Here is a 26,956-nt window from a genome sequence, read left to right on the forward strand (position 1 = left end):
AGCAGAATATCGGCTAAACAATAATCATCCTTACGATTTAGCCGAACTTTTTGCGTTTCTACTTTAAAACAGCCGAAATATTTTATTCACACACATCTTGCAAATGGTTTTAAAACAAAATAAATAATACAAAAAGCACGCTGCAGCCTGCGCCAAGCGCAAGCCGCAACGTGCTCTTATAATACTTAAAATCAGCCGATTTCTGCTTCCTTTTCAGTACCGCGAACGTTGATCGGATGGTTGTTTTCGTCAACCATTACAACCTTCGGCACATAGGTTTTAGCTTCTTCCTCGGTCATGAGGCTGTAAGCGATGATGATAACAGTATCACCAACCAAAACCTTACGTGCAGCAGCACCGTTCAGGCAGATAACACCGCTGCCACGCTCACCGGCGATAACATAGGTTTCCAGACGGTTACCGTTGTTGTTGTCAACGATTTGTACACGCTCGCCCGGAAGAATACCGGACAGCTCCAGCAGCTCGCTGTCGATAGTAATGCTGCCCATATATTCCAGGTTTGCCTGGGTTACGGTAGCGCGATGAATTTTGCCATGGTGCATAGTATAAAGCATATTATTTCTCCTCCAAAACTACATTATCAATCAGACGGGTGGTGCCGAATTTAACAGCTACAGCCAGCAGGTTGCTGCCTGCCATCGGAGCTGCTACAGGTTTCAGTTCCGGCAGTGCATAAATTTCAACATAATCAATATCAGACATAGGCTCTTCTTTAATGGAAGCGGTAACAGCCGCAGTAATCTTAGCAGCGTCACGCTCACCTGCTTCGTACTGCTCCTTAGCAGCCTTCAGGCTACGGCTCAGTACCAGAGCTGCTTTGCGCTCTGCTTCATTCAGATAGGTATTGCGGGAGCTCTTTGCCAAACCGTCAGCTTCGCGGACAATCGGCATAATGCGCAGCTGAATATTGAAGAACAGGTCTTTTACCATACGCTTCAGAACCTCAACCTGTTGTGCGTCCTTCTGGCCGAAGTAAGCACGGTCCGGTTGTGCCAGGTTGAACAGCTTGGTAACAACGGTAGTTACGCCGCGGAAGTGAATTGGACGGGTACGGCCGCAAAGAACCTTGGTAATCTCACCGGTTACTTCAACCCAGGTTGCATCCTCGCTCGGATACATTTCCTTCGGAGCCGGAGCGAAAACTACGTTAGCGCCCATGCTTTCTGCCAGCTTGCAGTCTGCTTCCAAAGTACGCGGATAAGCGTCCAGATCTTCGTTAGGACCGAATTGAGTCGGGTTTACGAAAACGCTGACTACAACAAAGTCATTTTCCATGTTAGCTGCTTTAATCAGGGATGCATGGCCTTCATGCAAAGCGCCCATAGTAGGCACCAAACCGATGGTCAAACCCTGAGCTTTAGCTGCTGCAACCTCTTCTCGCAGCTCTGCAACTGTATGTACTAATTTCATTTTGAATTACCTCACTTTATTTATGAAAGTATTAATATAATTTTTCTAAAACAGCATCGTCAATCTTAAAGGTATGCTCCGGAGCAGGGAAGGTTCTTGCCTTAACATCAGCAATATATTCCTTTACTGCTTCTACGGTTGTATCATGCAGATTAGCATACTTCTTAACAAATTTCGGACAGAAACCGGTGGAAACACCCAGCAAATCATTGCATACGAGCACCTGACCGTCGCAGCCGTTGCCGGCACCGATACCGATGGTAGCCATAGTTTTCAGCTCAGCGGTTACCTTAGCAGCCAGTGCTGCCGGAACGCATTCCAGCACGCAGGCAAAAGCACCTGCAGCCTCCAAAGCCTTGGCATCATCAATCATTTTTTGTGCAGCAGCAATATCCTTGCCCTGTACCTTGAAGCCGCCCAGCTGATTTACAGATTGCGGAGTCAGACCGATATGAGCACATACCGGAATGCCGGCCTGAGTCAAGCGCTCTACGAGAGGTACTACCTCAGAGCCGCCCTCCAGCTTAACTGCAGTGCAGCCTGTTTCCTTCAGGAAGCGTGCCGCATTATACATTGCGTCAACAATGCTTGCCTGATAGCTCATAAACGGCATATCGCCAACTACTAAAGCAGTGCTGTTGCCACGCATAACAGCCTTGGTGTGATGAATCATTTCATCCATCGTTACTGGGACTGTGGAATTATATCCTAAAATTACGTTACCCAGGGAATCACCTACAAGAATCATATCTACGCCTGCTTCGTTCACGTTGCGGGACATTGCTACGTCGTAAGCGGTTATCATCGTGATAGGTTCGCCATTTTGCTTCATTTCCTTAATCGTTGCGACTGTTACTTGTTTGTTAGCCATAATATCCTCCAAGCAAATTTCTCAGCTCATCAGCTGCATTTTCGTCAATAGTGCCATTAGCAAGGGCCAGCGAGGTTGTTGCCAGACCCAGAGAGCAATAGGCAGGAATTACAGCTGCCGGTAAGGCAGCAAGATGTTTTGCTACCGTGCTGACATCACCGCGGGCAATAGGTCCTGTAAGAACCGCCGCAGGATTTTGCGTAGCCTGCAAATTAGCCGCCGTACCTTTAAACAGGGGCAGCAGCGCCTCCCAGGCAGCTTCATTGCTGCCGGTCCAGCGCGCCATCAGCTGCGCCGCCATAGCCTCCACCGCTACAGCGTAATTAGAGCAGATGCACGCTGCCGCATGATAGGCCGCACGTTCTTCAGCCGGTACGCTGAACGCTTTACCGCCAAAAAGCTCTACGAGCTTTTTGCCTGCGTCCTGCGCTTCGCTGTCACCGTCCAACGCCATATACACACCTGCAAGCTGTGTATTGCCGCCGGCAAAGCTCTGCAGCGGATGCAGGCTGCCTACGTGTGCTCCCAACTGCGTAAGCGGAGCCAACGGCTCCAGTCCCACACTGCCGCTCACATGCAGCACAACCTTAGCTGCAGGTATCACGCTTTGCGCCAGCTCCTCTGCTACCATACCAATTAAACGATCCGGTACGATAAGCAAGAGCACGTCCGCTGCCTGCCACAGCTTTGCGTTATCCGTCACCGGTACGCCAAACTGCTGTGCCAGCTGTGCGCTGTGCTGCTCGGATGCAGCCGTAATGCCGGCCAGCAAGCCTGCTTCACGCAGGCTTGCAGCCAAACGGCTGCCGACACGCCCACCGCCAATAATACCAACCTTCAAGATTGCCCTCCCTTCTGACCACAGGAGACGCTGTGCAAATTCAAGGCTACGGAATTGCTTATTTGTGCCGAAGCATATAAAAAAGCGCATTCCGGTACGGAATGCGCATAGTTAGCCTGTTTGCGTCTTCGTCCCGGTCTTATAGATCCAAGCGAGTATTGACTTAAAATTTTTCAGAAGTAAGCTTTACTGTTAACTGCTCCAGCTCATCCTAAATGCTACTGTGCATCAGTAAATTTTACCGCACTTATAATAGCATAGAAACGCGCAGTTTGCAAGCAAAATATGCTATAATGAAAGAAAAATGCAAGGAGGTCATCAGCATGCCCTATGTAAACATCAAAATCACCAAAGAAGGTAACGTTACACCCGAGCAGAAGCGCGCTCTCATCGAAGGCGCAACCAATCTTCTGCACGACGTTCTAGGCAAAAACAAATCTACCACTGTTGTCACCATCGACGAGGTTGATACAGATAACTGGGGCATCGGCGGCATCCCTGTAACCGAAATCCGTAAAAATGCGGCAGCCAAAAAATAAATTTCTTCTACCTATTTTAATATTAACATCGTTAACCACAAGATAAGCATAGATTGACAGCTATAACCACAAAATATAGCTGTCAGTCTTTTTTTATGCTCAGCCCTCATGGTTAACCATACTATTTTGCTAGGTTGACATTAAAATTTCCACAGCGTATACTTAAGCTATAGTAAAGTTAACCACATAGAATCTTAAGTTAACCAAAATACATTACGAAGGTGAAAATTATGAGTAAAGGTCTTTTCATTACAGCAATCGGAACAGATATCGGTAAAACATATGTTACCGGCCTGCTTGTTAAACGCTTAAGCGATGCAGGCATCAACGCAGGCTATTACAAAGCAGCACTGAGCGGCGCTGAAGAACAGCCTGACGGCACCTGGCTGCCGGGTGACGCAGCCTTTGTTGCTAAAACCGCCAACATCCCGGAAAAACCGGAAAACCTTGTTTCCTACATTTATAAGGAAGCAGTTTCCCCGCATCTGGCAGCACTGCGCGAAGGCAATCCCGTAGAAATGGAAAAGATTGAGGCTGACTATCAGGCATCTCTCGCCAAATATGATTACGTTACCATGGAAGGCAGCGGCGGCATCATCTGCCCCATCCGTTGGGATGAAGAGCATATCCTGCTCGAGGACATCATCAAAAAGCTTGATTTAGGTGTACTGGTAATCTCCAACGCAGCGCTCGGTTCCATCAATAACTGCGTACTGACCATCTCCTACCTCAAACAGAAAAACATTCCCGTCCGCGGCATCATCCTCAACAACTACGACGGCAGCAACTTCATGCAAGCCGACAACAAGCGTATGATGGAAGAAATTACAGCGGTCCCCGTACTTGCCTGCGTACCGCCGAACGCCAGTGAACTGGATATTGATGTAGAAGTACTTAAAGGATTATATAAATAAAAATTAACAGCCCCCTTTAGTCTCGCTAAAGCTCGACAGTTCCCCCAATGGGGACCCAAGAAAGTCTCAATTACACGCTCTTGCCTGCCCCTACGGGGAAGGTGGCGAACAACGTGAGGCGGAAGGGGGAATAAACAATAATGACACAAAACTCAGGAGGAAGAAAAAATGAATGATAGAGTAGCAGATTTACAAAAAAGAGATTTAGCCCACATCTGGCATCCCTGTTCCCAAATGAAGGACTACGAAACCTTACGTCCTATCATCGTTGACCACGCTAAAGGCCCCTACCTTTACGCAGCCGACGGCACCGAATATCTCGACATCATCAGCAGCTGGTGGTGCAACCTCTTAGGTCACTGCAATCCCAAAATCAACGCTGCCATCAAAGAGCAGATTGAACAATTAGAGCACGTTATCTTCGTTAACTTCACCCACGAGCCTGCTATCAAGCTTTGCGAAGAGCTTACCGAAGTTCTCCCCAAAGGCTTGAACAAATTCAACTTTGCCGATAACGGCTCCTCTTCCGTAGAAATCGCACTGAAGATTGCTTTCCAATATCAGCTGCAGACCGGTCATCCGGAAAAACAGCGCTTCATGTGCCTCAGCGAAGGCTATCACGGCGAAACCATCGGCGCTCTGTCCGTAGGCAGCATGGACCTGTTCGCACAAATGTATAAACCCATGATGATGAACAACATCCATGTAAAGGCACCTGACTGCTACCGCTGCCCGTTTGCTAAAGACCGCGAGCACTGCCAATGCGAATGCTTCAAATTTGCAGAAGAAGCATTTGCTAAGTATGCCAATGAAACCGCTGCTATCATCGTTGAGCCTATCGTACAAGGCTGCGCAGGCATGCGTATCTATCCGCCTCTCTACTTGCAAAAACTGCGTAAGCTCTGTGATGAATACGGCGTACTTTTGATTGCCGACGAAATTGCTACCGGCTTCGGCAGAACAGGCAAAATGTTCGCCTGCAACCATGCCGGTATCACCCCAGATATCATGACCATCAGTAAAGCACTCACCGGCGGTTACCTGCCGATGGCTATTGTCTGCACCACCGATAAAATTTATGATGCTTTCTATGATGATTACAACAAAGGCAAGCAATTCATGCACAGCCACACCTATGCCGGCAACCCTATCGGTTGCGCAACCGCCCTCGCTGTACTCAAGATTATGAAGGAAGAAAAAATTCTTGAGCATGCTGCCGAAAAAGCAACCTACTTCCATAATGCACTCATGGATACCTTCGGCGCTCATAAAAACATCGGCGAAATCCGTCACATCGGCCTGATTAACGCTATGGAGCTTGTTACCGATAAGGATAAGAAAATCGGCTTCGACGGCGACCTGCGTATAGGCTACGAAATTTACAAAAAAGCACTTACCCACGGCCTGCTGCTGCGTCCTTTGGGCAACGTCATCTACTTCAACCCGCCGCTGAATATCGAAAATAAAGATCTGGATAAGGCTATAGCACTGGCTAAACAATCCATGGATGAGGTTTTAAAATAAGGAGCGAATAAATGAAAGATTTGAGTATGAAAGAGCTGACTACTATCGCTTTATTAGGTGTCTTGATTCTGATTTCAGGTTCTTTTAAAATCCCTTCGCCAATTGCCGGTGGCGAATTCCAGTTATCTGCACCAATCGCCGTACTCATCTGCGCCTGCTTCGGCTTTAAACGCTACATTATCGCAGGTATCCTTGCAAGTATGCTCGGTATGATGCTCGGAATGCACAACATCATCAACGTGCTTGTACAGATGGTATTCCGCGTTGTTGCCGGTGGCACCATGGCCCTGCTCGGAACCAACCTGCTTACCGTTGTTGTCAGCGGACCGCTCGGAACCTTCGCTGCCCGCCTCGTACTGTGGCAGGTTACCGGTGTAAACTGGATGGTACTCACCGCCGCAGCCTTCCCTGGTATGATTTTTACCGCAGTTGCCGCCGGTGCATTTTATAAGCCCGCAAAACAGCTACTTACCAAGGTTGCTTTGCTCAAAGGCTGATAAATAACAGCAAAAAGAGGCTCTCCTTAGGGAGAGCTGGCGCCCGTCAGGGCGACTGAGAGGGGTCTGTATTCTTTGCGCTAAAGAATAACGTGAAGTTTTGCACACCCCTCTCCGTCATCGCTAAGCGATGCCACCTCTCCCCAAGGAGAGGCTTTTCATCAGCTAATTTTGCCAAACACAGAATTCAAAACACAAAGGAGATTCCCTATGCCTTTATACAGCATCAAAATGCGCGCATCCAAAGGTGATTTACATGTCAGCGGCGCAGAACGCATTATCCTGCAACCCGATATCAGCAACGCTGTCAGCGCCCTTACCGAACGCGCTCTGCACCACGGCCTTGGCCGAGCAGACTTCATCAACGTCAAAATGGAAGAGGTCGCACCGGAAAAGCTGCAATACCTCGACGCTCTGCCCGTCAGCAAACGTCCTGCCGACACGGTAGAAGAAACCTATAAAATCATGAAGGAAATGCTCTGCGAGCTGGGACTAAAAGCCAAGGCAGATGCATTAATCGACCTTCTGCGTCACAACCATCCTATGCGCGGTGCAGTTCTCTATGACGTCGCCACAAAATCCAGACTTGAACCCGACCATGAGCGAGGCATCCGCGTAACCTATATGGATGCCGAAGGCGCGGCGAGCAACTGCAGCAGCAAAAACCACTTCCGCGAGGCCATCGTACTGGCCACTAAGGTTGTTAACGCCCCCGGCATCATCGCCGAGCTGTGCCTTTCCGATGATCCCGATTACCTCGTCGGCTACCTTGCATCCTTAAAGCATGGTTATGTACGCCTCATGCCGATGAAGGAAATGGGCAATCCGCACGGTGGTCGAGTTTTTATTTTTGACAGCACCAAGGCTAAAGCCGAAGATGCTATCTATTACCTGGAAAAACAACGTGTGCTTGTACGCGGACTGCCCGTTGAAAAGCCTGCTAATCCAAATCCGGAGCAGATTTTTGCTGACGAATTAAAACAGCTTAAAGAACAGAATCTTTACCGCTCTTTGCGCACCATGGACAGCGAGCAAAGTAAATACGTTGAAATGCAGGGACGCAAGGTTTTGATGCTCGCCTCCAACAGCTATCTTGATTTAGCAGCAGATGCCCGCGTTAAGCAAGCCGCTGCCGAAGCTGCGCTTCAATGGGGCGCAGGCAGTGGCGGCAGCCGTCTTACTACCGGCAATACCGCACTGCACGAAGCACTCGAAAGCAAGCTGGCACAGTTCAAGGGTACAGAAGCAGCACTGGTCTTCAACACAGGTTACATGGCCAACGTCGGCATTATTTCCGCCCTTTGCAACAGCGAAAGCGTTATCTTCAGCGACGAATATAACCACGCCAGCATCATCGACGGCGCACGTCTTTCCAAAGCGCGCATCGTTGTCTATAATCACAATGATATGCAGGACCTGGAAGCGAAAATCCTAGCTACTCCCTGCAGCAGAGGATTGATTGTCAGTGACGCGGTTTTCAGCATGGACGGTGATATCGTCGACCTGCCTGCTCTCGTCGCACTCGGCCAAAAGTATCATCTGCTCACGATGATTGACGAAGCACATGCCACCGGCGTTATCGGCAAAACCGGTCACGGTACCGTTGAGCATTTCGGCAATAGCGTCCGCCCGGATATTCTCATGGGTACGCTCAGCAAAGCACTTGGCGCGGAAGGCGGTTACGCCTGCGCCAGCAAGGTAATTATCGAATATCTCAAGAACAAAGCACGCAGCTTTATCTTTGCCACCTCCCAAACTCCTGCAACGCTCGCCGCTGCGCTGCGAGCTACAGAAGTGCTGGAGGAAGAACCGCAACGTGCGCAAAAGCTGCAGCATAACGTTGAGTTTTTCTTAAACGCTCTGCATACCGAAGGCGTAGAAGCTTACTCACCCACCGCCATCATTCCTATTATCATTGGCGATGAGAAGTCCGCTCTGCAGGTTGCAGATGAGCTGCTGGCAAGCGGCGTGCTCGCCCCCGCCATCCGCTACCCGACGGTAGCAAAGGGTACTGCGCGCCTGCGCGTTGCCCTCATGGCAACGCATACCGAAGCGGAGCTGTCGCAGACAGCGAAGCTGATTGGTGCAGCAATCAGAAAGTATAAAAAATAACGCACAAAAAGGCAAGGCCTAGGAAACAAACCTCCTAAGACCTTGCCTTTTAATTTTTATAAACCAACTTTTTCAGGCACTGTTATTTATGCTCAGCCACATCCTCGGCATCAAGCACCTTAATTCCACGTGCAGAAAGTAACTTGGCGAACACGCCCTGCCCTTTTATCTTCTTACCGCTGAAGCTACCGTCATAAATTTCCTTTACACCACAGCTGGGACTGCGCGACTGCAGGATTGCCAAATCCACCTTTTTCTCCAAAGCAACTGCCAACGCTGTCTGCGCTCCCTTGCGAAACTCTGCATCCACGCTGACGCCTTCCTTGTTCGTCACAACACCGTCAACAATTTCTGCCGGTAAGCGTGGCGTAGAAAGTCCACCCAATTGCTCCGGACAAACGCCGATAACCTCATGACCTTCGATAAAATCCAATACGCTTTGATTTAAGTTATTACCGCCGTTATATTTACAGTTTTCGCCTAATAAGCAGGCACTCACGAGAATCTTCAAAGAAACATTCCTCCGTTACTGTAAAAATAAGCTGCTAACATACCTGATGCTAACAGCTTATTTTCATGTTTATTCTTCCTTACTGATTTCTACAGGAATTTCCGGCAGCTTGCCGTCAATGCTGATGTTCTTATTGACCTTAGCATCGTAGGTTTCACCCTTAGCAATCTCCTGCAGGTCAATGCCGGTAGCACTCTTCACCGTATCGAAAACCTTCGCCATTACGGAAGGAACATTGCCGGAAAGACTGCCCATACCGCCTTCACCGTAAAGCGTAATCTTGTCCACCTTACTGAGCGGAGCAGCAACCTCTTTAGCAACCTGCGGCAGAACCTCAATCGCCATCTGAGCCATTGCAGCCTGACCATATTTCTTCATAGCCTCGGCCTTCTTATCCATAGCAGCAGCCTCTGCTTCGCCCTTTGCCTTAATCGCAGCGGCCTCTGCTTCACCCTTTACTCTGATAGCATAAGCCTCCGCATCGCCCTTGGCTTTAATAGCGGCAGCCTCCTGCTCCATAGCATATCTTTGCGCCTCTGCTTCACGCTGCCTCTTAGCCTGTTCAGCCAAAGCATCCTGTTCGACTCTGTACTTGTCGGCATCCGCCTGCTTCTGAATAGTAGCAGCCAGGATTTGCTCTTTAACCAGTACCTCCTGCTTTTTCAGGTCAGCTTCGCGCTCAGCCTTAGCAATCTGTGCGTTTACAGTTGCCACCTCAATAGACTTTTGCTGCTCCTGCTGTTGAATTGCATAAGCAGCATCTGCCTCTGCCTTTTTAATATCGGCAGTACGCTTCAGTTCGCTCTTGGCAATAGAAAGCTCATTCTGACGCTGTGCAATCGCTAAATCAGCATGCACCTGTGCATCATTAGCCTCTTTCTTGGCCGCAGCCTCGGCAATAGCCACATCACGCTCGGCAACAGCCTTGCTGATAGATGCATCCTTGCGGATTTTCGCCGTATTATCTGCGCCCAAATCAACAATCAGACCGTTATCGTCAACTACGTTCTGAATGTTACAGCTCAGAATGCTGATACCCAGCTTTTCCATGTCCTTGGCAGCCTTTTTCAGCACTTCATCAGAGAAGGAATCACGGTCAACGTTAATCTTCTTCAAATCCAGCGTACCGATAATTTCACGCATATTACCTTCAAGAGAATCCTGCAGGCTGCGCGTAATATCCGCCGGCTCCATATTTAAAAAGTTGCGCGCTGCCAGATAAATACCGTTTTCCTTATCAACAATAATCTTGGCAACCGCATCAACCTTAACGTTGATAAAGTCATTGGTCGGAACGCTTTGGCTGGTTTTGATATCAACGGACATCTGCCCCAGATACAGCATATCCACTCGCTCCAGCAACGGAATTTTAAAGCCGCCGATACCGATAAGGATACGCGGATTCTTCGTAATACCGGAAATGATATAAGCCACGTTTGGCGGTGCCTTTACATAACAGGTCTTAGCCGCAATAATAAATAAAACCAGAAAAATAATAACGAGAAAAACAATTCCGTAAGTCAAAATAATTCCCCCTTTATCATCTAAACGCTTTAAGTAAATCATAGCATAGGCAATCATGAAAGACAAGGAAATTATTTGTTGCATTTTGAACATTAGCACAATGCTTTAAAAGTCTGTGACAAAAACAGGATAACCTTTTTACAGCATTTAATCCAACAATCAAAAAAGTTTTGGGAAGCTTCTTCAAAGCTTTGCGGTCTTGCTAAGTTAGGTAGAGCAACAATTCACAAACACATCAAAATATGTTCTATGTCAACAATTAAATACCTTACGTTGACAACAAAATATGCTCGTGGTAAAATCATCATAATTTATCAGAGGAATTGTAGCGCTCAAGCTATTGAAGTGGGATAGGATTCAAACGAATTTCATCCCGCTTTTTTAGATAAATTATGGCAACATTCAACCCATAAAAGCTCTCATAGCTACTTATGTAACGAAAGGAGTTTTTAACAATGCAAATCAACAAACCCGAAAATACTTTACAAAATATTTCTGTCGGCAACAAAGAAATCAATGCAGCGCGCGTAGCCTTTTTCCTGCCAGGCTTCGTCATTTCCACCTGGGCACCGATGATTCCTATGGTCAAAGCACGCCTGAACCTTGAAGCGGATGTACTTGGCCTTTTGCTTCTGTGCATCGGTATCAGCGCTTTTATCTTTATGCCTTTAGCCGGCGCACTCGTACAACGCTTTGGCTGCAAAAAAGTCGTCATCACAGGTGCAACGCTGATGGCACTAATTTCCGTGCTGCTTTCTTGCCTGCCAAACATCTGGAGCTATGCCATTGCGCTTGCATTCTTTGGGGCAGTCATGGGCGCAACGGATGTCAGCATGAACACCAATGCCGTTATTGTGGAAAAGCTTGCCGGCCGCAGACTGCTTAGCGGTATGCATGCCTTTTGGAGTATCGGCTGCTTTGCCAGCGCAGGTCTTTTCAGCGTACTGGCATCTTCAGGCTTAAACGTAACGCTCATCGCCACACTGCACTGTGCTATTGTTTTAGCGTTGCTGGCAGTTTTCGGCCGCCACTTACTGGATTATAAAAGCCCCGGCGGCGAAAAGGCCTTTGCTATCCCACGCGGCATTGTTATCGTTTTAGGCATTCTCGCCTGCATTTCCTTCCTTGTTGAAGGTGCAGTTATGGATTGGAGCGGCGTACTGCTCACCGAAGTGAAAAATATGGATATAGCGTTGGCAGGCACAGGTTACGCTATCTTTTCCGTTGCTATGCTCATCATGCGTCTTTTAGGCGATAAAACTGTACAATTTTTAGGCGAACAAAAAGCTGTTATCGGCGGCAGCATCGTCACGGCAGCAGGCTTTGCGCTCGTAGTTATTTTAGATAACCTGTATCTCAATGCCTTCGCCTTCATTCTCATCGGCCTTGGTTGTGCCAACATTGTCCCTGTGTTTTATTCACTTTTGAAATACCAAAAGGACATGCCTATCAGCGCTGCGGTAACTTCCGTAACCAGTTTAGGTTATACAGGTGTTATTCTAGGTCCCGCACTTTTAGGCTTTGTCGCCCACTGTATCAATATCAGCGCGGTGTTTGAACTGGTTGCCTTATTGCTTGTCATTGAAGCAGGAATTGCCAAGTCCGTTTTCTGCAAGCTGAAAATGTAAAATGCGTCATATATCAAAATGAGCCGGTTTTAGTACCAACACTAAAGCCTGCTCGTTTTTGATTGCAAAAGTTTTGGGAATTATTTTCCTAAAACTTGGCGGATTCATTAAGTTTCAAACTCGCAAGTCGGAAACTTTGTGTTTTTAGAGAGTTTTGGACGTATAAGTCGGAAACTTTGTGTTTTCAACGTGTTTCGGACATAAAAGTCGGAAAATTTGAGAGGCTTATGCCAATAGCCAGTCAATTATATTGACTGCTTTTATGCCATCATAAGACTGAATAAAGCTTTTATCCATAGATAAGAGTAATTTCTCGTAATTATCGCCTACCATCTGCAAAGGTCGCAGCTCACGCGCACGAGTTTCTGGTGCAACAATGCTTTCTGTTACCTGAATATAAAGCTTTTGCGTAGGCTTTTCTGCAACAAAATCTATTTCCGTATCGCCTACCTTCCCAATATAAACATGGTAATCTCTTCTAAGCAATTCTAAAAAAACAATATTCTCCAGAATATGTCCTCTATCCGCATCACGATAACCTAAAAGCATATTACGAAAACCCATATCACAAAGATAGTTCTTGCCTAATGTTTTTAGCAGCTGTTTCCCTTTAATATCATACCTGCCTACTGCATACGTAAAGAAGGCATTTTGTAAAAGACTTATATATTTTTCGATTGTCTTACCCGCAATATTTTTTCCTTTAGGATTCTGCAAGTCACCTTCATGCGACAAAATATTACCGATATTATTAGGTGATGTTATACTGCCAATATTAGAACACAAAAAACGTACAACCTTTTCCAATGTAAGCTGTTCTACGCCTGTATTACGCTGCAAAATATCTCGCAAAATAATTGTAGAATAAATACCCTCTAACGCCTGATTCATACGAACCTCGTTAAAATTATATTCCCTTAAAATTGGCATTCCACCATATTTGAGATATTCTTGAAATTGTTCATCTAACGATACCTTCTCTTGAAATTTGTAAAAGCACAAAAACTCCTTAAAGGATAATGGCAGCATACGTATTTCTACATATCGTCCTGATAACAAAGTAGAAAGCTCACTAGATAGCAGATAAGCATTCGAGCCGGTAATATAGATATCAACATCATAATCCAGTCTGAATGATTCAATCGCCTTCTCCCAATGCCTAACTGACTGCACTTCATCGAAAAGCAAATAAGCTCTTTTATTTTCAGAAATTTTTTCACTAACAAAATCATAAAAGGCCAGATAATCCTGCAGATGCCTATATTTCAAGGATTCCAGATTCATATGTATAATCTGCTGTTCCTCAACACCATTAGCAACCAGGTAATTGTGAAACAAAGTCATCAAAGACGATTTGCCGCAGCGACGAATACCTGTAACCACCTTAACCAGATCAACATCTTTATTTTCAATTAACTGATTCAAGTAATTCGGACGTTCAATAAGCTTTTCCATCAGCGCACCTCCTATCTTTCTACTTATATTATAGCTTATCTCGGCTAAAACGTCAAAATTCCAGACTTGCAAGTCGGAAACTTTGTATTTTTATAGAGTTTCAGACGTAGAAGTCAGAAAATTTTAGTTAATCCCCTATCAGCGCACCTAAAAACGCTCCCCTACTACCCACCGATAGCAAGAGAGCGTTCTCTTTATCTGTTTATTTACTTTTCTGCTGCAGCGCTTTTCACAACCGCCTTAGCAGCCTTTTCGAACTTGGTACGCGCCAGCATCACAAAATGCCCGCAGCCGCAGCATTTCATACCAAAGTCCATACCCGTACGGGTAATTTCCCACTCATCACTGCCACAGGGATGAGCTTTTTTCATTTTGACGATATCGCCTACATTAACATCCTTACCGGAAAGCATTATTCAATACCGTCCAAAGTCATTACGTCGCTGACCTCATAGCCGGCTTCACGGATTTGCTCAATGATATCCATACCATTATTATTGAGAGCGGCACGAATGGTAACTTCAGCAGTACCATCACCATTTTGCTTCGTAACCAGAGAAATAATATTAATGCCGTCTTCCTTCATAATGTTGGAAATTTCCGCAACAACACCAACCTTATCAGGTGCTTCGATAGTAATACGCAGGCAGTTGCGGTTCATGCCCATAATTTCTACGATAGAACGGAAGATATCACTGCGGGAAACGATACCGCAAAGCTTATTCTCTTGGTTAACAACCGGCAGAGCGTTAACTTTGTATTTATACAGCTTGTAGGCAACATATTCGATAGTATCATCTGCCTCAACGCTGATAACGCTACGTTTCATAACGTCTTTAACCTTCAGACGTCCCAGCAGATAATTAGCCTCATAACGGGAAAGGGTGCTGCTGTCACTGGGAGAAGCTTTGCCGATATCATCACTGGTAATAATGCCGCGTACGCGTTGCATATCATCTACAACCGGCAGGCTGATAAGTCTTTTGCCACGCATAATTTCGCGTGCTTCCAAAATGGATTGATCCTCACGTATGGTAACAACAGGTTCAGTCATAATATCTTTTACTAACATATGAGTTTTACCTCCTTTGACTATAGAACACAATCATTTTAATATAATCATTTCACTTTAAGGCAACTATAAAGCAACCCGACGCATTTATATTTATATATTAATCAGCCGCCGAGATATGCTTTGCGAACAGCCTCGCTGCTTGCCAGCTCCTTAGCTGTACCGCTCAGAGTAATACGTCCTGTTTCCAGAACGTATGCCTTATCAGCGATGGACAACGCCATATTAGCGTTCTGTTCAACCAACAGAACGGTAGTACCGCTCTCGTTGATTTCCTTTATTATATTAAAAATTTCCTTTACAAGCAAGGGGGCAAGACCCATAGAAGGCTCGTCCAACAGCAGCAGCTTCGGACGGCTCATCAGCGCACGGCCCATAGCCAGCATCTGCTGCTCGCCACCGGAAAGCGTACCGGAAAGCTGGTCCTTACGTTCCAACAGACGCGGGAATTTTTTAAAGACATCATCCATGTCCTTGGCAATTCCATCCTTATCCTTACGCAGATAAGCGCCCAACTCCAGGTTTTCCAGAACAGTCATATTGGCAAAAACATGACGGCCCTCAGGAACCTGACACAAGCCCATGCCGACAATTTTATGCGCCGGTACACCGGCAATATCATGACCTTCATATAAGATTTTACCGGTCTTCGGTTTCATCAGACCGGAAATGGTGCGCAATGTGGTAGATTTACCGGCACCATTTGAACCAATCAGCGCTACGATTTCACCATCTGGAACATCGAGGCTGATACCTTTGATAGCGTGAATCGCGCCATAATATACATTGATATCTTCAACAGTTAACATCAGTTGATAACCTCCTCGCCCAAGTATGCTTCAATAACGCGCTTGTTGTGTTTGATTTCTTCCGGAGTACCTTCGGCAATCTTCATGCCGTATTCCAGTACGTAAATACGCTCGCAGACACCCATTACCAAGCCCATATCATGCTCAATCAGCAGGATGGAAAGATTGAATTCCTTACGAATCCAGCGAATCATTTCCATCAGCTCTTTGGTTTCCTGCGGGTTCATGCCGGCAGCAGGCTCGTCCAGCAGCAGCAGCTTCGGTTCGGTAGCCAAAGCACGCGCAATTTCCAGACGACGTTGCTTGCCATAAGGCAGGTTTTTGGCTACCTCATGTGCTTCTTCTTCCAGATGGAAGATTTTCAGCAAATCAAGAGCCTTTTGTGTAATGAATTCTTCTTCGCTGAGATATTTGCCATCACGGACGATAGCATCAGCCAGATTATAGGTTACGTGCATATTATAAGCAATTTTTACATTGTCGATAACGCTCAGCTCAGAGAACAGACGGATATTCTGGAATGTACGCGCCATGCCCATCTGCGTAACCTGGTAAGATTTTTTACCGCTGCTTTGCTGACCGTTAAAATATACCTTGCCTTCTGTCGGTGTATATACACCGGTAATCATGTTGAAGGCTGTTGTCTTGCCGGCGCCGTTAGGACCGATAAGGCCAATCAGTTCTCCCTCGTCGATATGCATGGAAAGATTGGAAACGGCACGCAGGCCGCCGAAAACCATGGATACATTATCTACCTTCAGCAGTTCTGCCATTGTCCTTACCTCCTAATTTAAACATTTTCAAGCTCAATTCCTTGCTGCCAAACAAGCCTTGCGGACGATACAGCATCAGGATAATCATGGTAACAGAATAGATAATCATACGCCATTCCGGGTAATCTGACAAGTAAGCGGAAATGAAGGTCAACAGTGTTGCACCGGTAATAGCACCGGTCATAGAGCCAAGACCGCCCAAAACAACCATGGTCAGAATATCAAAGGAACGCATGAAGGTGAAGGACGCAGGATGCGCCAGGAAGAAGTAGTGGCTGAAAAGTGCGCCTGCAGTACCGGCAAAAGCAGCACCGAAGGTGAAAGCCATTACTTTATATTTAGTAGTGTTGATACCCATGGTATCTGCCGCAATTTCGTTTTCACGGATTGCCAGGCAGCAACGGCCATAGGAAGAGTTTTTAAAGTTTTTGATAAAGAAGATGATTGCTATCATAATCCAGAAGGTATACGCGAAATTGGTCATACGGGGAATGCCCATCAAACCGGAAGCACCGCCGACATAATCAATGTTCAGGATGCAGATACGGATAATTTCGCCTAAGCCCAAGGTTGCGATTGCCAGATAGTCACCATCAAGACGCAGCGTCGGCAGGCCAATCAAAAAGCCTAACAGGCCGGCAGCCAAGGTTGCTACAACCAGACCTGCCTCAAAGGGCATACCCAGCTTAACCGTCATAATAGCACTGGTATAAGCACCGACTGCCATAAAGCCGGCATGACCGATAGAGAACTGACCGGTATAACCGTTAATCAGGTTTAAGCTGACTGCAAGAATAATGTTGATGCAGATAAGGATAATGTTCAGCTCCCAGAAGGGACCGATGATTTCGCCAAAGAGCAGACCTTGTACGATACCAAAAACGATAACGCAGGCAACAATGGCTTTTAAATCAAATTTTCTAATTGCATTCATACCATGTCACCTCAGACTTTCTCACGAACATTCTTGCCTAATAAGCCGGAAGGTTTATAAAGTAAGATGATAATCAAAATACCGAATGCTGCCGCATCACGGAAGGTAGAGGAAATAAAGCCGCTGACCATTGCTTCTACAACGCCCAGGATAATACCGCCGATCATAGCACCGGGGATAATACCGATACCGCCGAGAACTGCGGCAACGAAGGCTTTAAGACCGGGCATCATGCCCATCAGCGGGTCAATAGAGTTATAGTAAACACCTACCAGCACGCCGCCTGCTGCTGCCAAAGCACTGCCAAGCGCAAAGGTAGTGGAAATTACACGGTCAATGTTGATGCCCATCAGCCTTGCAGCGTCAGCATCATAGGATACAGCACGCATAGCCTTGCCGGCTTTTGTTTTATTTACGATGTAGGTAAGAACTGCCATCAGGATAATAGCGCTCAACAGGATAACAATCTGCTGACTGTTAGCAACCAGTGGTCCAAGGTGATATACTGTAGCGCCGAATACAGCGGGGAAGGTTCTCGGCTGCGGAGAAACCAGCAGAATCATGCTGTATTCTAGGAAGAAGGATACGCCGATTGCAGTAATCAAAATTGCGATACGCGGTGCATTACGCATGGGGCGGTATGCAACACGTTCAATAATAATACCTGCGATAGCAGCGCCTGCCATCGAGAAAAGAATTGCCGGAATGAACGGCAAGCCTAATTGGGTAGTAGCGAAGAAGCCAAAATAGGCACCCAACATATAAATATCGCCATGAGCAAAGTTTATCAGCTTAATGATGCCGTAGATCATGGTATAACCCAAGGCGATCAATGCGTAGATACTGCCGAGAGATACACCATTTATCAGCTGCTGAAAAAACTGATGGATAAAAGTCTCCATAATTTACCTCCCTAGAGATTTCAAAGATTTGTGTAAGCGGGACACGCTTACTTAAAGGAAAAGGCTGTTGCTACGCAAAACAACAGCCTCGTTGATTTAATCAGATTAACTACTAATGTAAACTATCAGGGATTAACTTTAGTTTTAAAGGTTTGTTTGCCATCTTTATGTTCGATAATTACAGCACTCTTGATCGGGTTGTGCTCTTCGTTAAAGGTTACTTCACCGGATACACCCTTGAAGCCTTTAATCTTAGCCATTGCTTCAGCAATTTTAGCCGGATCGGCACTGCCTGCGTCTTCGATTGCTTTAGCAACCAGCAGAGTGGAATCATATGCCAATGCTGCAAATACATCCGGGTTGGTGTTGTAAGCTTTTTTGTATTCAGCTACGAAGTCTTTGTTCAGATCAGAGGTATCGTCCGGAGAATACAGGCTGGAGAAGAAGGTGTTTTCCAGAGCAGCTTTGCCGGCAATTTCAGGAAGCTTAGCGCTATCCCAGCCGTCGCCGCCTGCCATAGGAACGTTGATGCCCATCTCACGAGCTTGTTTAACAATCAGGCCAACCTCTTGGTAATAACCGGGGATGTAGATGAAATCAGGTTTTGCAGCTTTGATTTTGGTCAAAGTAGATTTGAAGTCGGTATCTTTTTGCAGATAAGCTTCTTCAATTACAACCTGACCGCCGTTTTTAACAAAGTTCTCTTTGAAGAACTGTGCCAGACCTTTAGCATAGTCACTTGTATTATCGATATAGATAGCAGCCCTCTTCACTTTAAGTTCATTAGAAGCAAAGCTTGCCATTACAGTACCCTGGAACGGATCAATAAAGCAGGTACGGAAGCTGTAGGGTTTAACCTGTTTAGTTTTAGGATCAACAGTAACGTCCGGGTTAGTGCCCATAGGTGTAATATCTACAACCTTAGCACCGTTATTGATTGCACCGGATGCGATTACAGCAGAGGATTGGTTAGGACCGATTACTGCTACAACCTTATCCTGAGAAATCAGCTTTTGCATACCGTTAGTTGCTTCAGAGGCTTCAGATTTGGTATCAGCAACAACTAAAGAAAGTTTTTTGCCGCCCAGCACACCTTTTTCATTTATTTTTTTCAGTGCCAGGTCGATGCCGTTTTTACCGGAAATACCGAAGGATGCGCTGCCGCCGGTCATTTCCAGCAAGCCGCCTACCTTAATGGTATCGCCGTCAGCTCCTTTAGAGCCACCTCCGCAACCGGTCAGCGCGCTCATAAACATAGCGCCGGCTGCTAGTACAGATAACAATTTTGTTACTCTTTTCATGGTTTATTCCCCCTCAGAAATAAATAAAAAATATTTTTATAGAGGGCGCATCGATTAGACGCGCCCGGTCTAACTTAATAAATAATCCATGGAATAGAAGTCTTGTTATGCTTTCTGATATTTACTTGTAGAATTTTTTATGTTTATTTTTTTGTTAGCAATTACAGGCTGATTTTTTCAACCAGAGTCGGAGTACCGGATTCCAGACCGATAATCAGAGCAGGCATTACCGGGTTGTGGTTAGCATCAAAGGTGAGCTTGCCGCTTGCAACCGGCAGGTCTTTGGTTTCAGCAATTGCTTTAGCCAGCTTAGTGCCATCAGTGGTGCCTGCACGTTTCAGAGCATCTGCCAGAATCAGGCCTGCATTGTAGCCCTGCATTGCGAAGATATCGGGATCTTTTTGATATTTCTCTTTGAATTTCTTGATGAAGTCCTGAACAGATTTGTCTTCGTCTTTAGCATTGAAGGCACTTACATAGTAGCAGCCCTTCAGAGCATCTTTACCGGCGATTTCAGCAAGTTTCGGGCTTTCCCAGCCATCGGAGCCCAGCATCGGGCAGGTAATGCCGATTTCGCGAGCTTGTTTGATAATCTTGGAAACTTCTTCATAGTAACCGGGAACGTAAATTGCTTCCGGATTGGATGCTTTAAGTTTAGTCAGAGCAGATTTGAAGTCAACATCTTTAGCCAGGAAAGCTTCCTTAGCAACAATTTTACCGCCTTTGCCTTCCAAGGTTTTTTGGAATACCTCTGCTAAGCCTTTGGAATAGTCACTGGAGGAATCGTAGAAAATAGCTACGTTTTTAACCTTCAGAGTTTTATCGGCAAATACTGCCATTACCTGACCTTGGAACGGGTCGATAAAGCAGGCACGGAATACGAAATCCTTTACCTTGCCGTTTTCTACGGTAATGCTCGGTGCGGTAGCAGCCGGAGCAATTTGAGGAATCTTATTTGCAGTAGTAATAGGAGTTGCAGCGTTTACGCAACCGCTGGTTGCAGGTCCGACAACAGCAACTACTTTATCTTGGGTAATCAGCTTAGTTACAGCATTACCGGATTCAGCCGGCTCGGATTTGTTATCGCTTTCAACTACGCTGATTTTTTTACCGTTCACGCCGCCGTTTTTATTAAGCTCGTCTACAGCCAGCTTAAAACCCTCGTTAATAGATTTACCATAGTTAGCAACATTACCGGTTAATTCGAATGCTGCGCCAACCTTAATAGTATCTCCGGTATCAGCTTGTTTCTTTTCTCCGCCACAGCCAGTGAGCAATGCGGCGCACATCATAGCAGCCATAGCTGCAGATGCTAATTTCTTCCATTTTTTCATTTTGAGTCCTTCTTTCCCTTAAAAATAAAATATAAGACACAGTACCGGGAGTGTTCTCAGATTCAACCACTATCCCAGCAACTTTATGTAACCAATTATAGCTGTTGTATTACACTTTTGTCAACGAATTTTTTCATGTTCATTGTATACATGATATTTTTACACATAAACTGATACATTTTTTATGTTTTCAATTTTTGCGTTTGCTGTTTTAGTATTTTTGTATCTTCCAAATAAACTTTGTAGCTTTTGTGTATTCTTGCTGCCTTTATAGCACTCTGCCTGCAGATAGTGTATAATATAATGCATAAGAATTACTTGCTTTACAAATACAGGCAAGACTATTTATAGAACGAGAGGTATTTATGAACTTTATTGCTTTATTTTTCTTGTGCGTGCGCATGTTTCATTTCATTCATTCCCGCAGAATCGCCTATCTGCTGCAACGCTTTTCCCGAATCTTAGATGAGCGCCGTGCCAACCCCGGCCGCAAGCAGGTCATTATTATCGACGGCAGTGCCACCACCTTTATAATTTACTTTCTGCTGGATGTATTCTTCCTGTTATACTGCATCTGGCTGATGCTGCACGACAATACCTGGACTCCAGGTTTTCTGCTGCTTGTGATTGCAGCACTGGAATCGCTCGCTATTCACGCCCGTATCAGCGGTGCCTATGACGAGGACGAGGAAGGCTTTGTCTATCCCCGCACCTGGGTGCGCTACCTCTGCTTCGGCGAGAGTATGTTTATTCTGCTGAGGCTATTCGAAGGTGCATAAAGACATAATTTAAAATAGAAACTAAAAATCCCGACAGCAACCTGTCGGGATTTTCTTACACTATCACTATTTAAATTACAAGAGTCTTTGCTCTTCCTCTGCCAGCGGATAGCTGGACTTACCGTTATCAATATCCTTGGCAAAGCAGCGGCTTTCTTCTCTGCCGTAAATGCTGGTAAGAATAATACCCTTATTATTAGCATCCGTAAGCAGCAAAGAATAACTCATTTCGCCGCCCATAGCGTCAAAGGCATCGTAACGCACAATCTTAACATTCTGCAGACAGTTCTGCACCTGTGTATGCAGCTTCTGATGCTCGTCCTGCAAAACTGCCAGCTCATTCCGCACCGCACGTAGCTCCTGCAGCGTGTCTGTCAGCACAACGTCAATGTTTGCTTCCTTGCCCTGAGTAAAGAAGTCATATTTTTTTTGCAGCTTATTCAATCTGCCCTGCAGACTGAAGCACATACCCAACGCAACCAACACAATAAGCAGCAGCACAATAATAATTGCTGCCGAATGTGTATTAACCAAAAGATTGGCCTGTTCCATCAATAAAAGCCCCCTCATACCAAAGATTATCTAATCGGCCGGCGCTTATAAGCCCGGCTTTTTTCATATTTTTTACTGTAAAAACCTTCTGAAATCACACATTCAGACGCTTAGGCTCGCCGTTAAGCGGTTTTTCCTCATGGCGTCCCTGCTGCAGTACCTCATAGATGCGCTCCAGGTCCTCAGCAGAATAATATTCAATGTGAATAGTACCACCCTGGCGTCCCTGCTCATCCAGCTTAGGCACAACCTTAACCTTAGTACCCAAAAACTCTACCAGACGCTGTTCAAAGTCATGGCAGAAAATATCATTCTCGGTAGGCTCACGCTTAGGTTTCTTTTCCTTATTATCCTTATTTTTAGCTTCTTCCTCAATAAGCTCACGGACAATCTTCAGCTTCTTGCCTTCCTTCAGTTTACGCACAACCTCTTCGGTCATACGTGAGCTCCAGCCATTGGCAATAATCGCTTCCGCCACCTCGCACATCTGCTCCGGCTTCGGCAGTCCCAAAAGCTGCTTAGCCTGGCCCATCGTCAGCACGCCATTAATAATTTGCTTCTGAACCTGCTCCGGCAGGTTCAGAAGGCGCAGAATATTAGTCACGGCACTGCGGCTGCGGCCTACCTTTTCGGCAGTCTGCTCCTGCGTCAGCTTAAATTCCTGCATCAGGCGGCGCAAGCCCTGCGCTTCTTCAATCGGGTTCAGGTCATGGCGCTGAATATTTTCAATCAGCGCGATTTCCATCATCTTGGCATCGTCATAATCCTTAACGATAGCAGGCACCTTGGTAAGTCCGGCTAAGCCTGCGGCACGCAGACGGCGTTCGCCTGCCACCAGCTCGTAGCTTCTGCCCTTTTTGCGCACCACTACCGGCTGAACAACGCCAAACTCCTTAATAGAAGCAGCCAGCTCCTGCAGCTTTTCTTCATCAAAGTTGCAGCGCGGCTGATACGGATTCGCTGCGATATTTTTAATAAGCAGCTCCTGTGCAGCACTTGCAGGCTCCTGCGCCTTTTCTACGGCAGGACTGGTATTTTCGCCGAAAATTGCGCCCAGGCCTTTGCCTAAGCCGCCCTTCTTACTCATCCTCAATCACCTCACGCGCAAAGTCCATATACACCTGCGCACCTTTAGATTTGCTGTCATAGTCGATAACCGGCTGTCCGTGGCTAGGTGCTTCACTCAAGCGCACGTTACGCGGGATAATCGTCTGGTACATCTTGGTCTTGAAGTACTTCTGCACCTCATTCACAACATCCTGCGACAGATTCGTTCTGCTGTCATACATAGTCATCAGCACACCCTCCAGCTTCAAAGCCGGATTCAGGTTACGCTGTACCAGCTGAATCGTGTTCATCAGCATAGTAACACCCTCCAGTGCATAAAATTCGCACTGAATAGGAATCATCACCGAGCTGGCAGCAGTCAGGCCGTTGATTGTCAGCAGGCCCAGTGACGGCGGACAATCAATGATAACGTAATCATAATTATGCTTTACTCTTTCCAGAGAGTTTTTCAAACGTCCTTCACGGTTCATCAGCGAAACAAGCTCTATTTCCGCACCGGCAAGCTGGATAGTAGCAGGCACCAGGTCCAGTCCTTTATAGGCTGTGTGCTTAATTACATCCTGCATGGGTACTTCACTGATAATCGCATCATAAATGCATTGCTTAATATCACGTTTATCAAAGCCAAAGCCGCTGGTAGCATTTCCCTGCGGATCACTGTCAATCAAAAGTACCTTGCGTTCCAACGCCGCCAGGCATGCAGCCAGATTTACCGCCGTAGTAGTCTTGCCAACACCACCCTTCTGGTTGGCAATAGCAATTACCTTTACCAATTTGCTTCACCTCGTAGTCATAGTATATCTATTTTATTTTATCACACTTTACGTGCTCATGGGAAAAGAATTTTTGTTTATTTAATTTTGTACGCTGCTGCAGCACATCCTGACATCAAAAAGCGCAGCTCGCTTTCGCTTGCTGCGCTCAGGTTGCATATTACACTGTTATAAATTATACGTTGAAGCGGAACTCAACAACGTCGCCATCCTGCATAACGTAATCCTTGCCCTCCAGGCGAACCAGGCCTTTTTCACGTGCTGCAGCCTTGCTGCCGCAGGCTACCAGATCATCAAAGGAAACGATTTCCGCACGGATAAAGCCACGCTCAAAGTCAGTATGGATTTTGCCTGCTGCCTGCGGAGCCTTAGTGTTCAGCTTAATAGTCCAGGCACGGGATTCCATTTCGCCCGCAGTCAGGAAGGTCATCAGGCCAAGCAGCTTGAAGCCTGCTTTAATCAGGCGGTCCAGACCGGTTTCCTCCAGGCCTGCCATTTCCAGATATTCCTTAGCCTCTTCTTCCGGAAGCTCGGCAACTTCGCTTTCCATCTTAGCGGAAACAACGATAACCTCAGCATTTTCTTCCTCAGCATATTTCTTTACAGCCTGTACATGCTCATTACCGGACGGATCGGCAACCTCGCCCTCGGCAACATTGGTAATGTACAGAACCGGTTTCATGGTCAGCAGATGCAGCTCGCCCAGGAATTCCTGCTCTTCCTCGCTCAGGCCCAGGCGGCGTGCCGGCACACCATCAGACAGGCCGGCCATAACCTTTTCCATTATAGCCTGCTCCAGCTTAACCTTTTTATCGCCGGTTTTTGCCAGCTTAACCAGGCGCTCCTGACGTTTTTCAACAGTTTCCATATCAGCCAGGCACAGCTCGGTGTTGATGATATCAATATCACGCAGAGGATCAATGCTGCCCTCAACGTGGGTGATGTTGCCATCCTCAAAGCAGCGTACAACCTCGGCAACAGCGTCTACCTCACGGATGTGGGACAGGAACTTATTGCCCAGGCCTTCGCCCTTGCTTGCGCCCTTTACCAGACCGGCAATATCTACAAAGCGCATAGCTGCCGGAACAATCTTTTTGGATTTAAACATATCGCTCAGAACATCTAAGCGTTTATCAGGCACATCAACAACGCCTACATTAGGTTCGATTGTGCAGAAGGGATAGTTTGCTGCTTCTGCGCCAGCTTTGGTAATAGCATTAAATAGGGTACTTTTGCCTACGTTAGGCAGGCCAACGATACCGACTTCTAAATTTGTACTCACGTAAATCGCTCCTCGTCATATATATTTAGTGCGTTAAAAACTCTGTATCTAATATATTTTACAATAATATGCTTTGATATGCAATGTTTTGACGCAAAATGGCACTCTTCCGCAGGATAAAAAAGAGACAGTCCGCAGACTGCCTCTAAAAATTCAGCAAAAGCTTAGAAATATTCCAGCTCTCTCTTGGCAAATGCACCGGTTACCGGGTTCATGTCAGCTTCTACTTTATATCTTGCAGTAATGAACTCTACATCATAATGTACATTGTTGCCTTCTTTTTCGGTTTTGATAACAATATTTCTTGCATCGGGATATGCTTCCAGAACGATTTGTCTGATATCCTCAGGAGTTTTTACCATCATCGTGCTGCCGGCAATATTGCTGCCTTTAATTTCTACTTCCTTAACTTTGGTAGTTGCCAGAATAACCTCTACCTCGTATTCCAGATAATTATCATTATCGCGGAAGTTCAGAACAGCTTCGCCGTCTTCTTCCTTGTAGCCATAAAATACAGCAGCAGCAGGAACCTCGGCACGTGCAGCATCAATAACCATCTGCTGATGGCTTTTAGCAGGTGCAGCAAAAGCTACTGCGCTCATTGCCAGCGCAGCCAGCATAGAAAGCAAAACTAATAATTTTTTAAACATTGGTATTCCCCCTTTGAAAAAATATAATCAGCTTACCAGACTTACTGTCTTTCCAAAAGTCTGTTAGCGTAAGCACGCATAGAAGGATTTGCCACAGCCTTGAAATCTGCAGGCGGCAGAGCAAAGGCAGTTGCCTCATCCACGGTATTGGAAACCTCAAGCACCTTAAAGATAGGCAGATAACTTACTTCGTAGCCCTTCCAGTCAGCTGTATCCTTTGCATAATAGAAATTCAGGCTGTTGGTGCCCTTGGTCATCTTGTCATAATCATAGCCGGTAACTGCATCATTACCACCCTGTGGACGTACATTGAACCAGCTGATCAGGGTTTCGGCAAAGGGCATGCTCATGCCCGGCAGCTCAGGAACTCTGTCATAATTTTTATTGAGATAGTCAATAGTGTACCAATAACCGTTCTTCACAAAGGAAACGGTATCCTTGATTACCTTGCCGTCACCATCGGTAGTAGTGATGCGCTCGGCGTTAATGCCATTGGCTTCATTATATTCCGTACGGTTGGTGCGCTTTTGCTGTGCAGTCGGCAGCTTGGCATAGGCTTCAGGCGTCAGCACCTCACGCATATCAATCGTCTGGGTTACAACCAGATGTACAGGATGCTTGTCACTGTTCAAGGTTTCACCCAACAGATGGATGGTACGCTGACCGGGATTATAGGCAAAAGCCATTGCTGTGCAAAGCATCGTAAAAACAAAAGTCAAAAATAAGGTTCTCAAAGATGTTTTCATGCAATTCACCTCGTATGTATAGTACTACTAATATTATATCATGTTAATGCCTGCGTAAATAAGTAAATTTTTTGTGATTTTTGGTTCTATAATAAGTGTTGGGGTATTGACTTGGATTAAGTCAATACCCCAAC

Annotated in this window: 28 protein-coding genes; 7 read left to right on the forward strand and 21 right to left on the reverse strand. The window is 46.1% G+C overall.

The window, feature by feature from the left end; all coding sequences use genetic code 11:
- Positions 1 to 191 precede the first annotated feature (191 nt).
- The 4 genes from panD to Q7Q81_RS08140 are packed head-to-tail and all read right to left on the reverse strand — an operon-like array spanning position 192 to position 3,143.
- Positions 192 to 575 (reverse strand): aspartate 1-decarboxylase, encoded by a 384-nt coding sequence (gene panD / locus Q7Q81_RS08125; protein WP_009145844.1) that lies wholly within the window; start codon positions 573 to 575, stop codon positions 192 to 194.
- 1 nt (position 576) lies between these two features.
- Positions 577 to 1,431, reverse strand: coding sequence for a pantoate--beta-alanine ligase (gene panC, locus Q7Q81_RS08130; protein ID WP_210685319.1), 855 nt, complete (start codon positions 1,429 to 1,431; stop codon positions 577 to 579).
- Between the two features lie 31 nt (positions 1,432 to 1,462).
- Complete coding sequence (panB, locus tag Q7Q81_RS08135; RefSeq protein WP_304275171.1) at positions 1,463 to 2,302, reverse strand: 3-methyl-2-oxobutanoate hydroxymethyltransferase; 840 nt, start codon at positions 2,300 to 2,302, stop codon at positions 1,463 to 1,465.
- On the reverse strand, positions 2,295 to 3,143 hold the full coding sequence (locus Q7Q81_RS08140) for a Rossmann-like and DUF2520 domain-containing protein (protein ID WP_304275174.1): 849 nt from the start codon (positions 3,141 to 3,143) through the stop codon (positions 2,295 to 2,297). Before Q7Q81_RS08140 ends, panB begins: the two co-directional genes overlap by 8 nt.
- Positions 3,144 to 3,466: 323 nt before the next feature.
- Between Q7Q81_RS08140 and Q7Q81_RS08145 the strand changes: the two genes are divergently transcribed.
- The 5 genes from Q7Q81_RS08145 to bioF all read left to right on the forward strand — a co-directional run bounded on the left by Q7Q81_RS08145 (position 3,467) and on the right by bioF (position 8,729).
- Complete coding sequence (locus Q7Q81_RS08145) at positions 3,467 to 3,682, forward strand: tautomerase family protein (protein WP_021719834.1); 216 nt, start codon at positions 3,467 to 3,469, stop codon at positions 3,680 to 3,682.
- A gap of 230 nt (positions 3,683 to 3,912) precedes the next feature.
- Positions 3,913 to 4,596, forward strand: a complete 684-nt coding sequence (gene bioD / locus Q7Q81_RS08150) for a dethiobiotin synthase (protein ID WP_304275178.1) — start codon at positions 3,913 to 3,915, stop codon at positions 4,594 to 4,596.
- A 168-nt stretch (positions 4,597 to 4,764) separates the two neighbouring features.
- A complete protein-coding gene (gene bioA / locus Q7Q81_RS08155; protein WP_304275180.1) occupies positions 4,765 to 6,120 on the forward strand; it encodes an adenosylmethionine--8-amino-7-oxononanoate transaminase in 1,356 nt (451 codons plus the stop codon).
- An 11-nt stretch (positions 6,121 to 6,131) separates the two neighbouring features.
- A complete protein-coding gene (locus tag Q7Q81_RS08160) occupies positions 6,132 to 6,617 on the forward strand; it encodes a hypothetical protein (RefSeq protein ID WP_304275183.1) in 486 nt (161 codons plus the stop codon).
- Between the two features lie 210 nt (positions 6,618 to 6,827).
- Complete coding sequence (gene bioF / locus Q7Q81_RS08165) at positions 6,828 to 8,729, forward strand: 8-amino-7-oxononanoate synthase (RefSeq protein WP_304275185.1); 1,902 nt, start codon at positions 6,828 to 6,830, stop codon at positions 8,727 to 8,729.
- Positions 8,730 to 8,811: 82 nt separating this feature from the next.
- On the opposite strand, the gene Q7Q81_RS08170 is transcribed toward bioF, so the two are convergent.
- Both Q7Q81_RS08170 and Q7Q81_RS08175 read right to left on the reverse strand, forming a co-directional pair.
- A complete protein-coding gene (locus tag Q7Q81_RS08170) occupies positions 8,812 to 9,240 on the reverse strand; it encodes a DUF523 domain-containing protein (protein WP_304275188.1) in 429 nt (142 codons plus the stop codon).
- Positions 9,241 to 9,309: 69 nt separating this feature from the next.
- Entirely contained in the window at positions 9,310 to 10,806 is a 1,497-nt protein-coding gene (locus Q7Q81_RS08175; protein WP_367279478.1) for a flotillin family protein, read from the reverse strand.
- Between the two features lie 413 nt (positions 10,807 to 11,219).
- Here Q7Q81_RS08175 and Q7Q81_RS08180 point away from each other — a divergent pair, with 413 nt between their 5' ends.
- Positions 11,220 to 12,392: an MFS transporter gene (locus tag Q7Q81_RS08180; RefSeq protein ID WP_304275191.1), complete on the forward strand. Its 1,173-nt coding sequence runs from the start codon at positions 11,220 to 11,222 to the stop codon at positions 12,390 to 12,392.
- Between the two features lie 225 nt (positions 12,393 to 12,617).
- Here the strand turns inward: Q7Q81_RS08180 and Q7Q81_RS08185 are convergent, their stop codons facing one another.
- The 9 genes from Q7Q81_RS08185 to Q7Q81_RS08225 form a co-directional block, all read right to left on the reverse strand.
- The gene (locus Q7Q81_RS08185) at positions 12,618 to 13,847 is read right to left on the reverse strand and encodes an ATP-binding protein (RefSeq protein ID WP_304275193.1); all 1,230 of its coding nucleotides are present in this window, start codon (positions 13,845 to 13,847) and stop codon (positions 12,618 to 12,620) included.
- A gap of 206 nt (positions 13,848 to 14,053) precedes the next feature.
- Positions 14,054 to 14,260, reverse strand: coding sequence for a DUF951 domain-containing protein (locus tag Q7Q81_RS08190; protein WP_009145534.1), 207 nt, complete (start codon positions 14,258 to 14,260; stop codon positions 14,054 to 14,056).
- The gene (locus tag Q7Q81_RS08195; RefSeq protein ID WP_009145533.1) at positions 14,260 to 14,919 is read right to left on the reverse strand and encodes a CBS domain-containing protein; all 660 of its coding nucleotides are present in this window, start codon (positions 14,917 to 14,919) and stop codon (positions 14,260 to 14,262) included. Before Q7Q81_RS08195 ends, Q7Q81_RS08190 begins: the two co-directional genes overlap by 1 nt.
- A gap of 104 nt (positions 14,920 to 15,023) precedes the next feature.
- On the reverse strand, positions 15,024 to 15,728 hold the full coding sequence (locus Q7Q81_RS08200) for an ABC transporter ATP-binding protein (RefSeq protein WP_009145532.1): 705 nt from the start codon (positions 15,726 to 15,728) through the stop codon (positions 15,024 to 15,026).
- Positions 15,728 to 16,501 (reverse strand): ABC transporter ATP-binding protein, encoded by a 774-nt coding sequence (locus Q7Q81_RS08205; RefSeq protein ID WP_303680565.1) that lies wholly within the window; start codon positions 16,499 to 16,501, stop codon positions 15,728 to 15,730. Before Q7Q81_RS08205 ends, Q7Q81_RS08200 begins: the two co-directional genes overlap by 1 nt.
- Entirely contained in the window at positions 16,476 to 17,435 is a 960-nt protein-coding gene (locus Q7Q81_RS08210; protein WP_009145530.1) for a branched-chain amino acid ABC transporter permease, read from the reverse strand. The genes Q7Q81_RS08205 and Q7Q81_RS08210 overlap by 26 nt, the downstream gene beginning before the upstream one ends.
- Positions 17,436 to 17,446: 11 nt before the next feature.
- On the reverse strand, positions 17,447 to 18,337 hold the full coding sequence (locus tag Q7Q81_RS08215) for a branched-chain amino acid ABC transporter permease (protein WP_021719847.1): 891 nt from the start codon (positions 18,335 to 18,337) through the stop codon (positions 17,447 to 17,449).
- Positions 18,338 to 18,462: 125 nt separating this feature from the next.
- On the reverse strand, positions 18,463 to 19,638 hold the full coding sequence (locus tag Q7Q81_RS08220) for an ABC transporter substrate-binding protein (RefSeq protein WP_299824291.1): 1,176 nt from the start codon (positions 19,636 to 19,638) through the stop codon (positions 18,463 to 18,465).
- A gap of 161 nt (positions 19,639 to 19,799) precedes the next feature.
- On the reverse strand, positions 19,800 to 20,972 hold the full coding sequence (locus tag Q7Q81_RS08225; protein WP_304075653.1) for an ABC transporter substrate-binding protein: 1,173 nt from the start codon (positions 20,970 to 20,972) through the stop codon (positions 19,800 to 19,802).
- A gap of 365 nt (positions 20,973 to 21,337) precedes the next feature.
- On the opposite strand from Q7Q81_RS08225, the gene Q7Q81_RS08230 reads away from it, so the two are divergent.
- Positions 21,338 to 21,751 (forward strand): hypothetical protein, encoded by a 414-nt coding sequence (locus Q7Q81_RS08230; protein ID WP_021719850.1) that lies wholly within the window; start codon positions 21,338 to 21,340, stop codon positions 21,749 to 21,751.
- A gap of 75 nt (positions 21,752 to 21,826) precedes the next feature.
- Here the strand turns inward: Q7Q81_RS08230 and Q7Q81_RS08235 are convergent, their stop codons facing one another.
- The 6 genes from Q7Q81_RS08235 to Q7Q81_RS08260 form a co-directional block, all read right to left on the reverse strand.
- The gene (locus Q7Q81_RS08235) at positions 21,827 to 22,303 is read right to left on the reverse strand and encodes a DUF4446 family protein (protein ID WP_304275197.1); all 477 of its coding nucleotides are present in this window, start codon (positions 22,301 to 22,303) and stop codon (positions 21,827 to 21,829) included.
- Between the two features lie 94 nt (positions 22,304 to 22,397).
- Entirely contained in the window at positions 22,398 to 23,390 is a 993-nt protein-coding gene (locus tag Q7Q81_RS08240; RefSeq protein ID WP_293692750.1) for a ParB/RepB/Spo0J family partition protein, read from the reverse strand.
- Entirely contained in the window at positions 23,383 to 24,144 is a 762-nt protein-coding gene (locus Q7Q81_RS08245; RefSeq protein WP_021719853.1) for a ParA family protein, read from the reverse strand. Before Q7Q81_RS08245 ends, Q7Q81_RS08240 begins: the two co-directional genes overlap by 8 nt.
- A gap of 175 nt (positions 24,145 to 24,319) precedes the next feature.
- Positions 24,320 to 25,426: a redox-regulated ATPase YchF gene (gene ychF, locus Q7Q81_RS08250; RefSeq protein ID WP_304275200.1), complete on the reverse strand. Its 1,107-nt coding sequence runs from the start codon at positions 25,424 to 25,426 to the stop codon at positions 24,320 to 24,322.
- Positions 25,427 to 25,590: 164 nt separating this feature from the next.
- The gene (locus Q7Q81_RS08255; protein WP_304222168.1) at positions 25,591 to 26,076 is read right to left on the reverse strand and encodes a PepSY domain-containing protein; all 486 of its coding nucleotides are present in this window, start codon (positions 26,074 to 26,076) and stop codon (positions 25,591 to 25,593) included.
- A 41-nt stretch (positions 26,077 to 26,117) separates the two neighbouring features.
- Entirely contained in the window at positions 26,118 to 26,822 is a 705-nt protein-coding gene (locus Q7Q81_RS08260; protein WP_298880547.1) for a hypothetical protein, read from the reverse strand.
- Positions 26,823 to 26,956: the final 134 nt, after the last annotated feature.

This window comes from Phascolarctobacterium succinatutens (genome assembly GCF_958453765.1).
GTDB lineage: Bacteria > Bacillota > Negativicutes > Acidaminococcales > Acidaminococcaceae > Phascolarctobacterium_A > Phascolarctobacterium_A succinatutens_B.

Bases quoted from the DNA above. Each gene is read 5' to 3' on its own strand.
- panD (WP_009145844.1), bottom strand. From the start codon at position 575: ATGCTTTATACTATGCACCATGGCAAAATTCATCGCGCTACCGTAACC.
- panC (WP_210685319.1), bottom strand. From the start codon at position 1,431: ATGAAATTAGTACATACAGTTGCAGAGCTGCGAGAAGAGGTTGCAGCA.
- panB (WP_304275171.1), bottom strand. From the start codon at position 2,302: ATGGCTAACAAACAAGTAACAGTCGCAACGATTAAGGAAATGAAGCAA.
- Q7Q81_RS08145 (WP_021719834.1), top strand. From the start codon at position 3,467: ATGCCCTATGTAAACATCAAAATCACCAAAGAAGGTAACGTTACACCC.
- bioD (WP_304275178.1), top strand. From the start codon at position 3,913: ATGAGTAAAGGTCTTTTCATTACAGCAATCGGAACAGATATCGGTAAA.
- bioA (WP_304275180.1), top strand. From the start codon at position 4,765: ATGAATGATAGAGTAGCAGATTTACAAAAAAGAGATTTAGCCCACATC.
- Q7Q81_RS08160 (WP_304275183.1), top strand. From the start codon at position 6,132: ATGAAAGATTTGAGTATGAAAGAGCTGACTACTATCGCTTTATTAGGT.
- bioF (WP_304275185.1), top strand. From the start codon at position 6,828: ATGCCTTTATACAGCATCAAAATGCGCGCATCCAAAGGTGATTTACAT.
- Q7Q81_RS08175 (WP_367279478.1), bottom strand. From the start codon at position 10,806: ATGATTTACTTAAAGCGTTTAGATGATAAAGGGGGAATTATTTTGACT.
- Q7Q81_RS08180 (WP_304275191.1), top strand. From the start codon at position 11,220: ATGCAAATCAACAAACCCGAAAATACTTTACAAAATATTTCTGTCGGC.
- Q7Q81_RS08185 (WP_304275193.1), bottom strand. From the start codon at position 13,847: ATGGAAAAGCTTATTGAACGTCCGAATTACTTGAATCAGTTAATTGAA.
- Q7Q81_RS08190 (WP_009145534.1), bottom strand. From the start codon at position 14,260: ATGCTTTCCGGTAAGGATGTTAATGTAGGCGATATCGTCAAAATGAAA.
- Q7Q81_RS08195 (WP_009145533.1), bottom strand. From the start codon at position 14,919: ATGTTAGTAAAAGATATTATGACTGAACCTGTTGTTACCATACGTGAG.
- Q7Q81_RS08200 (WP_009145532.1), bottom strand. From the start codon at position 15,728: ATGTTAACTGTTGAAGATATCAATGTATATTATGGCGCGATTCACGCT.
- Q7Q81_RS08205 (WP_303680565.1), bottom strand. From the start codon at position 16,501: ATGGCAGAACTGCTGAAGGTAGATAATGTATCCATGGTTTTCGGCGGC.
- Q7Q81_RS08210 (WP_009145530.1), bottom strand. From the start codon at position 17,435: ATGAATGCAATTAGAAAATTTGATTTAAAAGCCATTGTTGCCTGCGTT.
- Q7Q81_RS08215 (WP_021719847.1), bottom strand. From the start codon at position 18,337: ATGGAGACTTTTATCCATCAGTTTTTTCAGCAGCTGATAAATGGTGTA.
- Q7Q81_RS08220 (WP_299824291.1), bottom strand. From the start codon at position 19,638: ATGAAAAGAGTAACAAAATTGTTATCTGTACTAGCAGCCGGCGCTATG.
- Q7Q81_RS08225 (WP_304075653.1), bottom strand. From the start codon at position 20,972: ATGAAAAAATGGAAGAAATTAGCATCTGCAGCTATGGCTGCTATGATG.
- Q7Q81_RS08230 (WP_021719850.1), top strand. From the start codon at position 21,338: ATGAACTTTATTGCTTTATTTTTCTTGTGCGTGCGCATGTTTCATTTC.
- Q7Q81_RS08235 (WP_304275197.1), bottom strand. From the start codon at position 22,303: ATGGAACAGGCCAATCTTTTGGTTAATACACATTCGGCAGCAATTATT.
- Q7Q81_RS08240 (WP_293692750.1), bottom strand. From the start codon at position 23,390: ATGAGTAAGAAGGGCGGCTTAGGCAAAGGCCTGGGCGCAATTTTCGGC.
- Q7Q81_RS08255 (WP_304222168.1), bottom strand. From the start codon at position 26,076: ATGTTTAAAAAATTATTAGTTTTGCTTTCTATGCTGGCTGCGCTGGCA.
- Q7Q81_RS08260 (WP_298880547.1), bottom strand. From the start codon at position 26,822: ATGAAAACATCTTTGAGAACCTTATTTTTGACTTTTGTTTTTACGATG.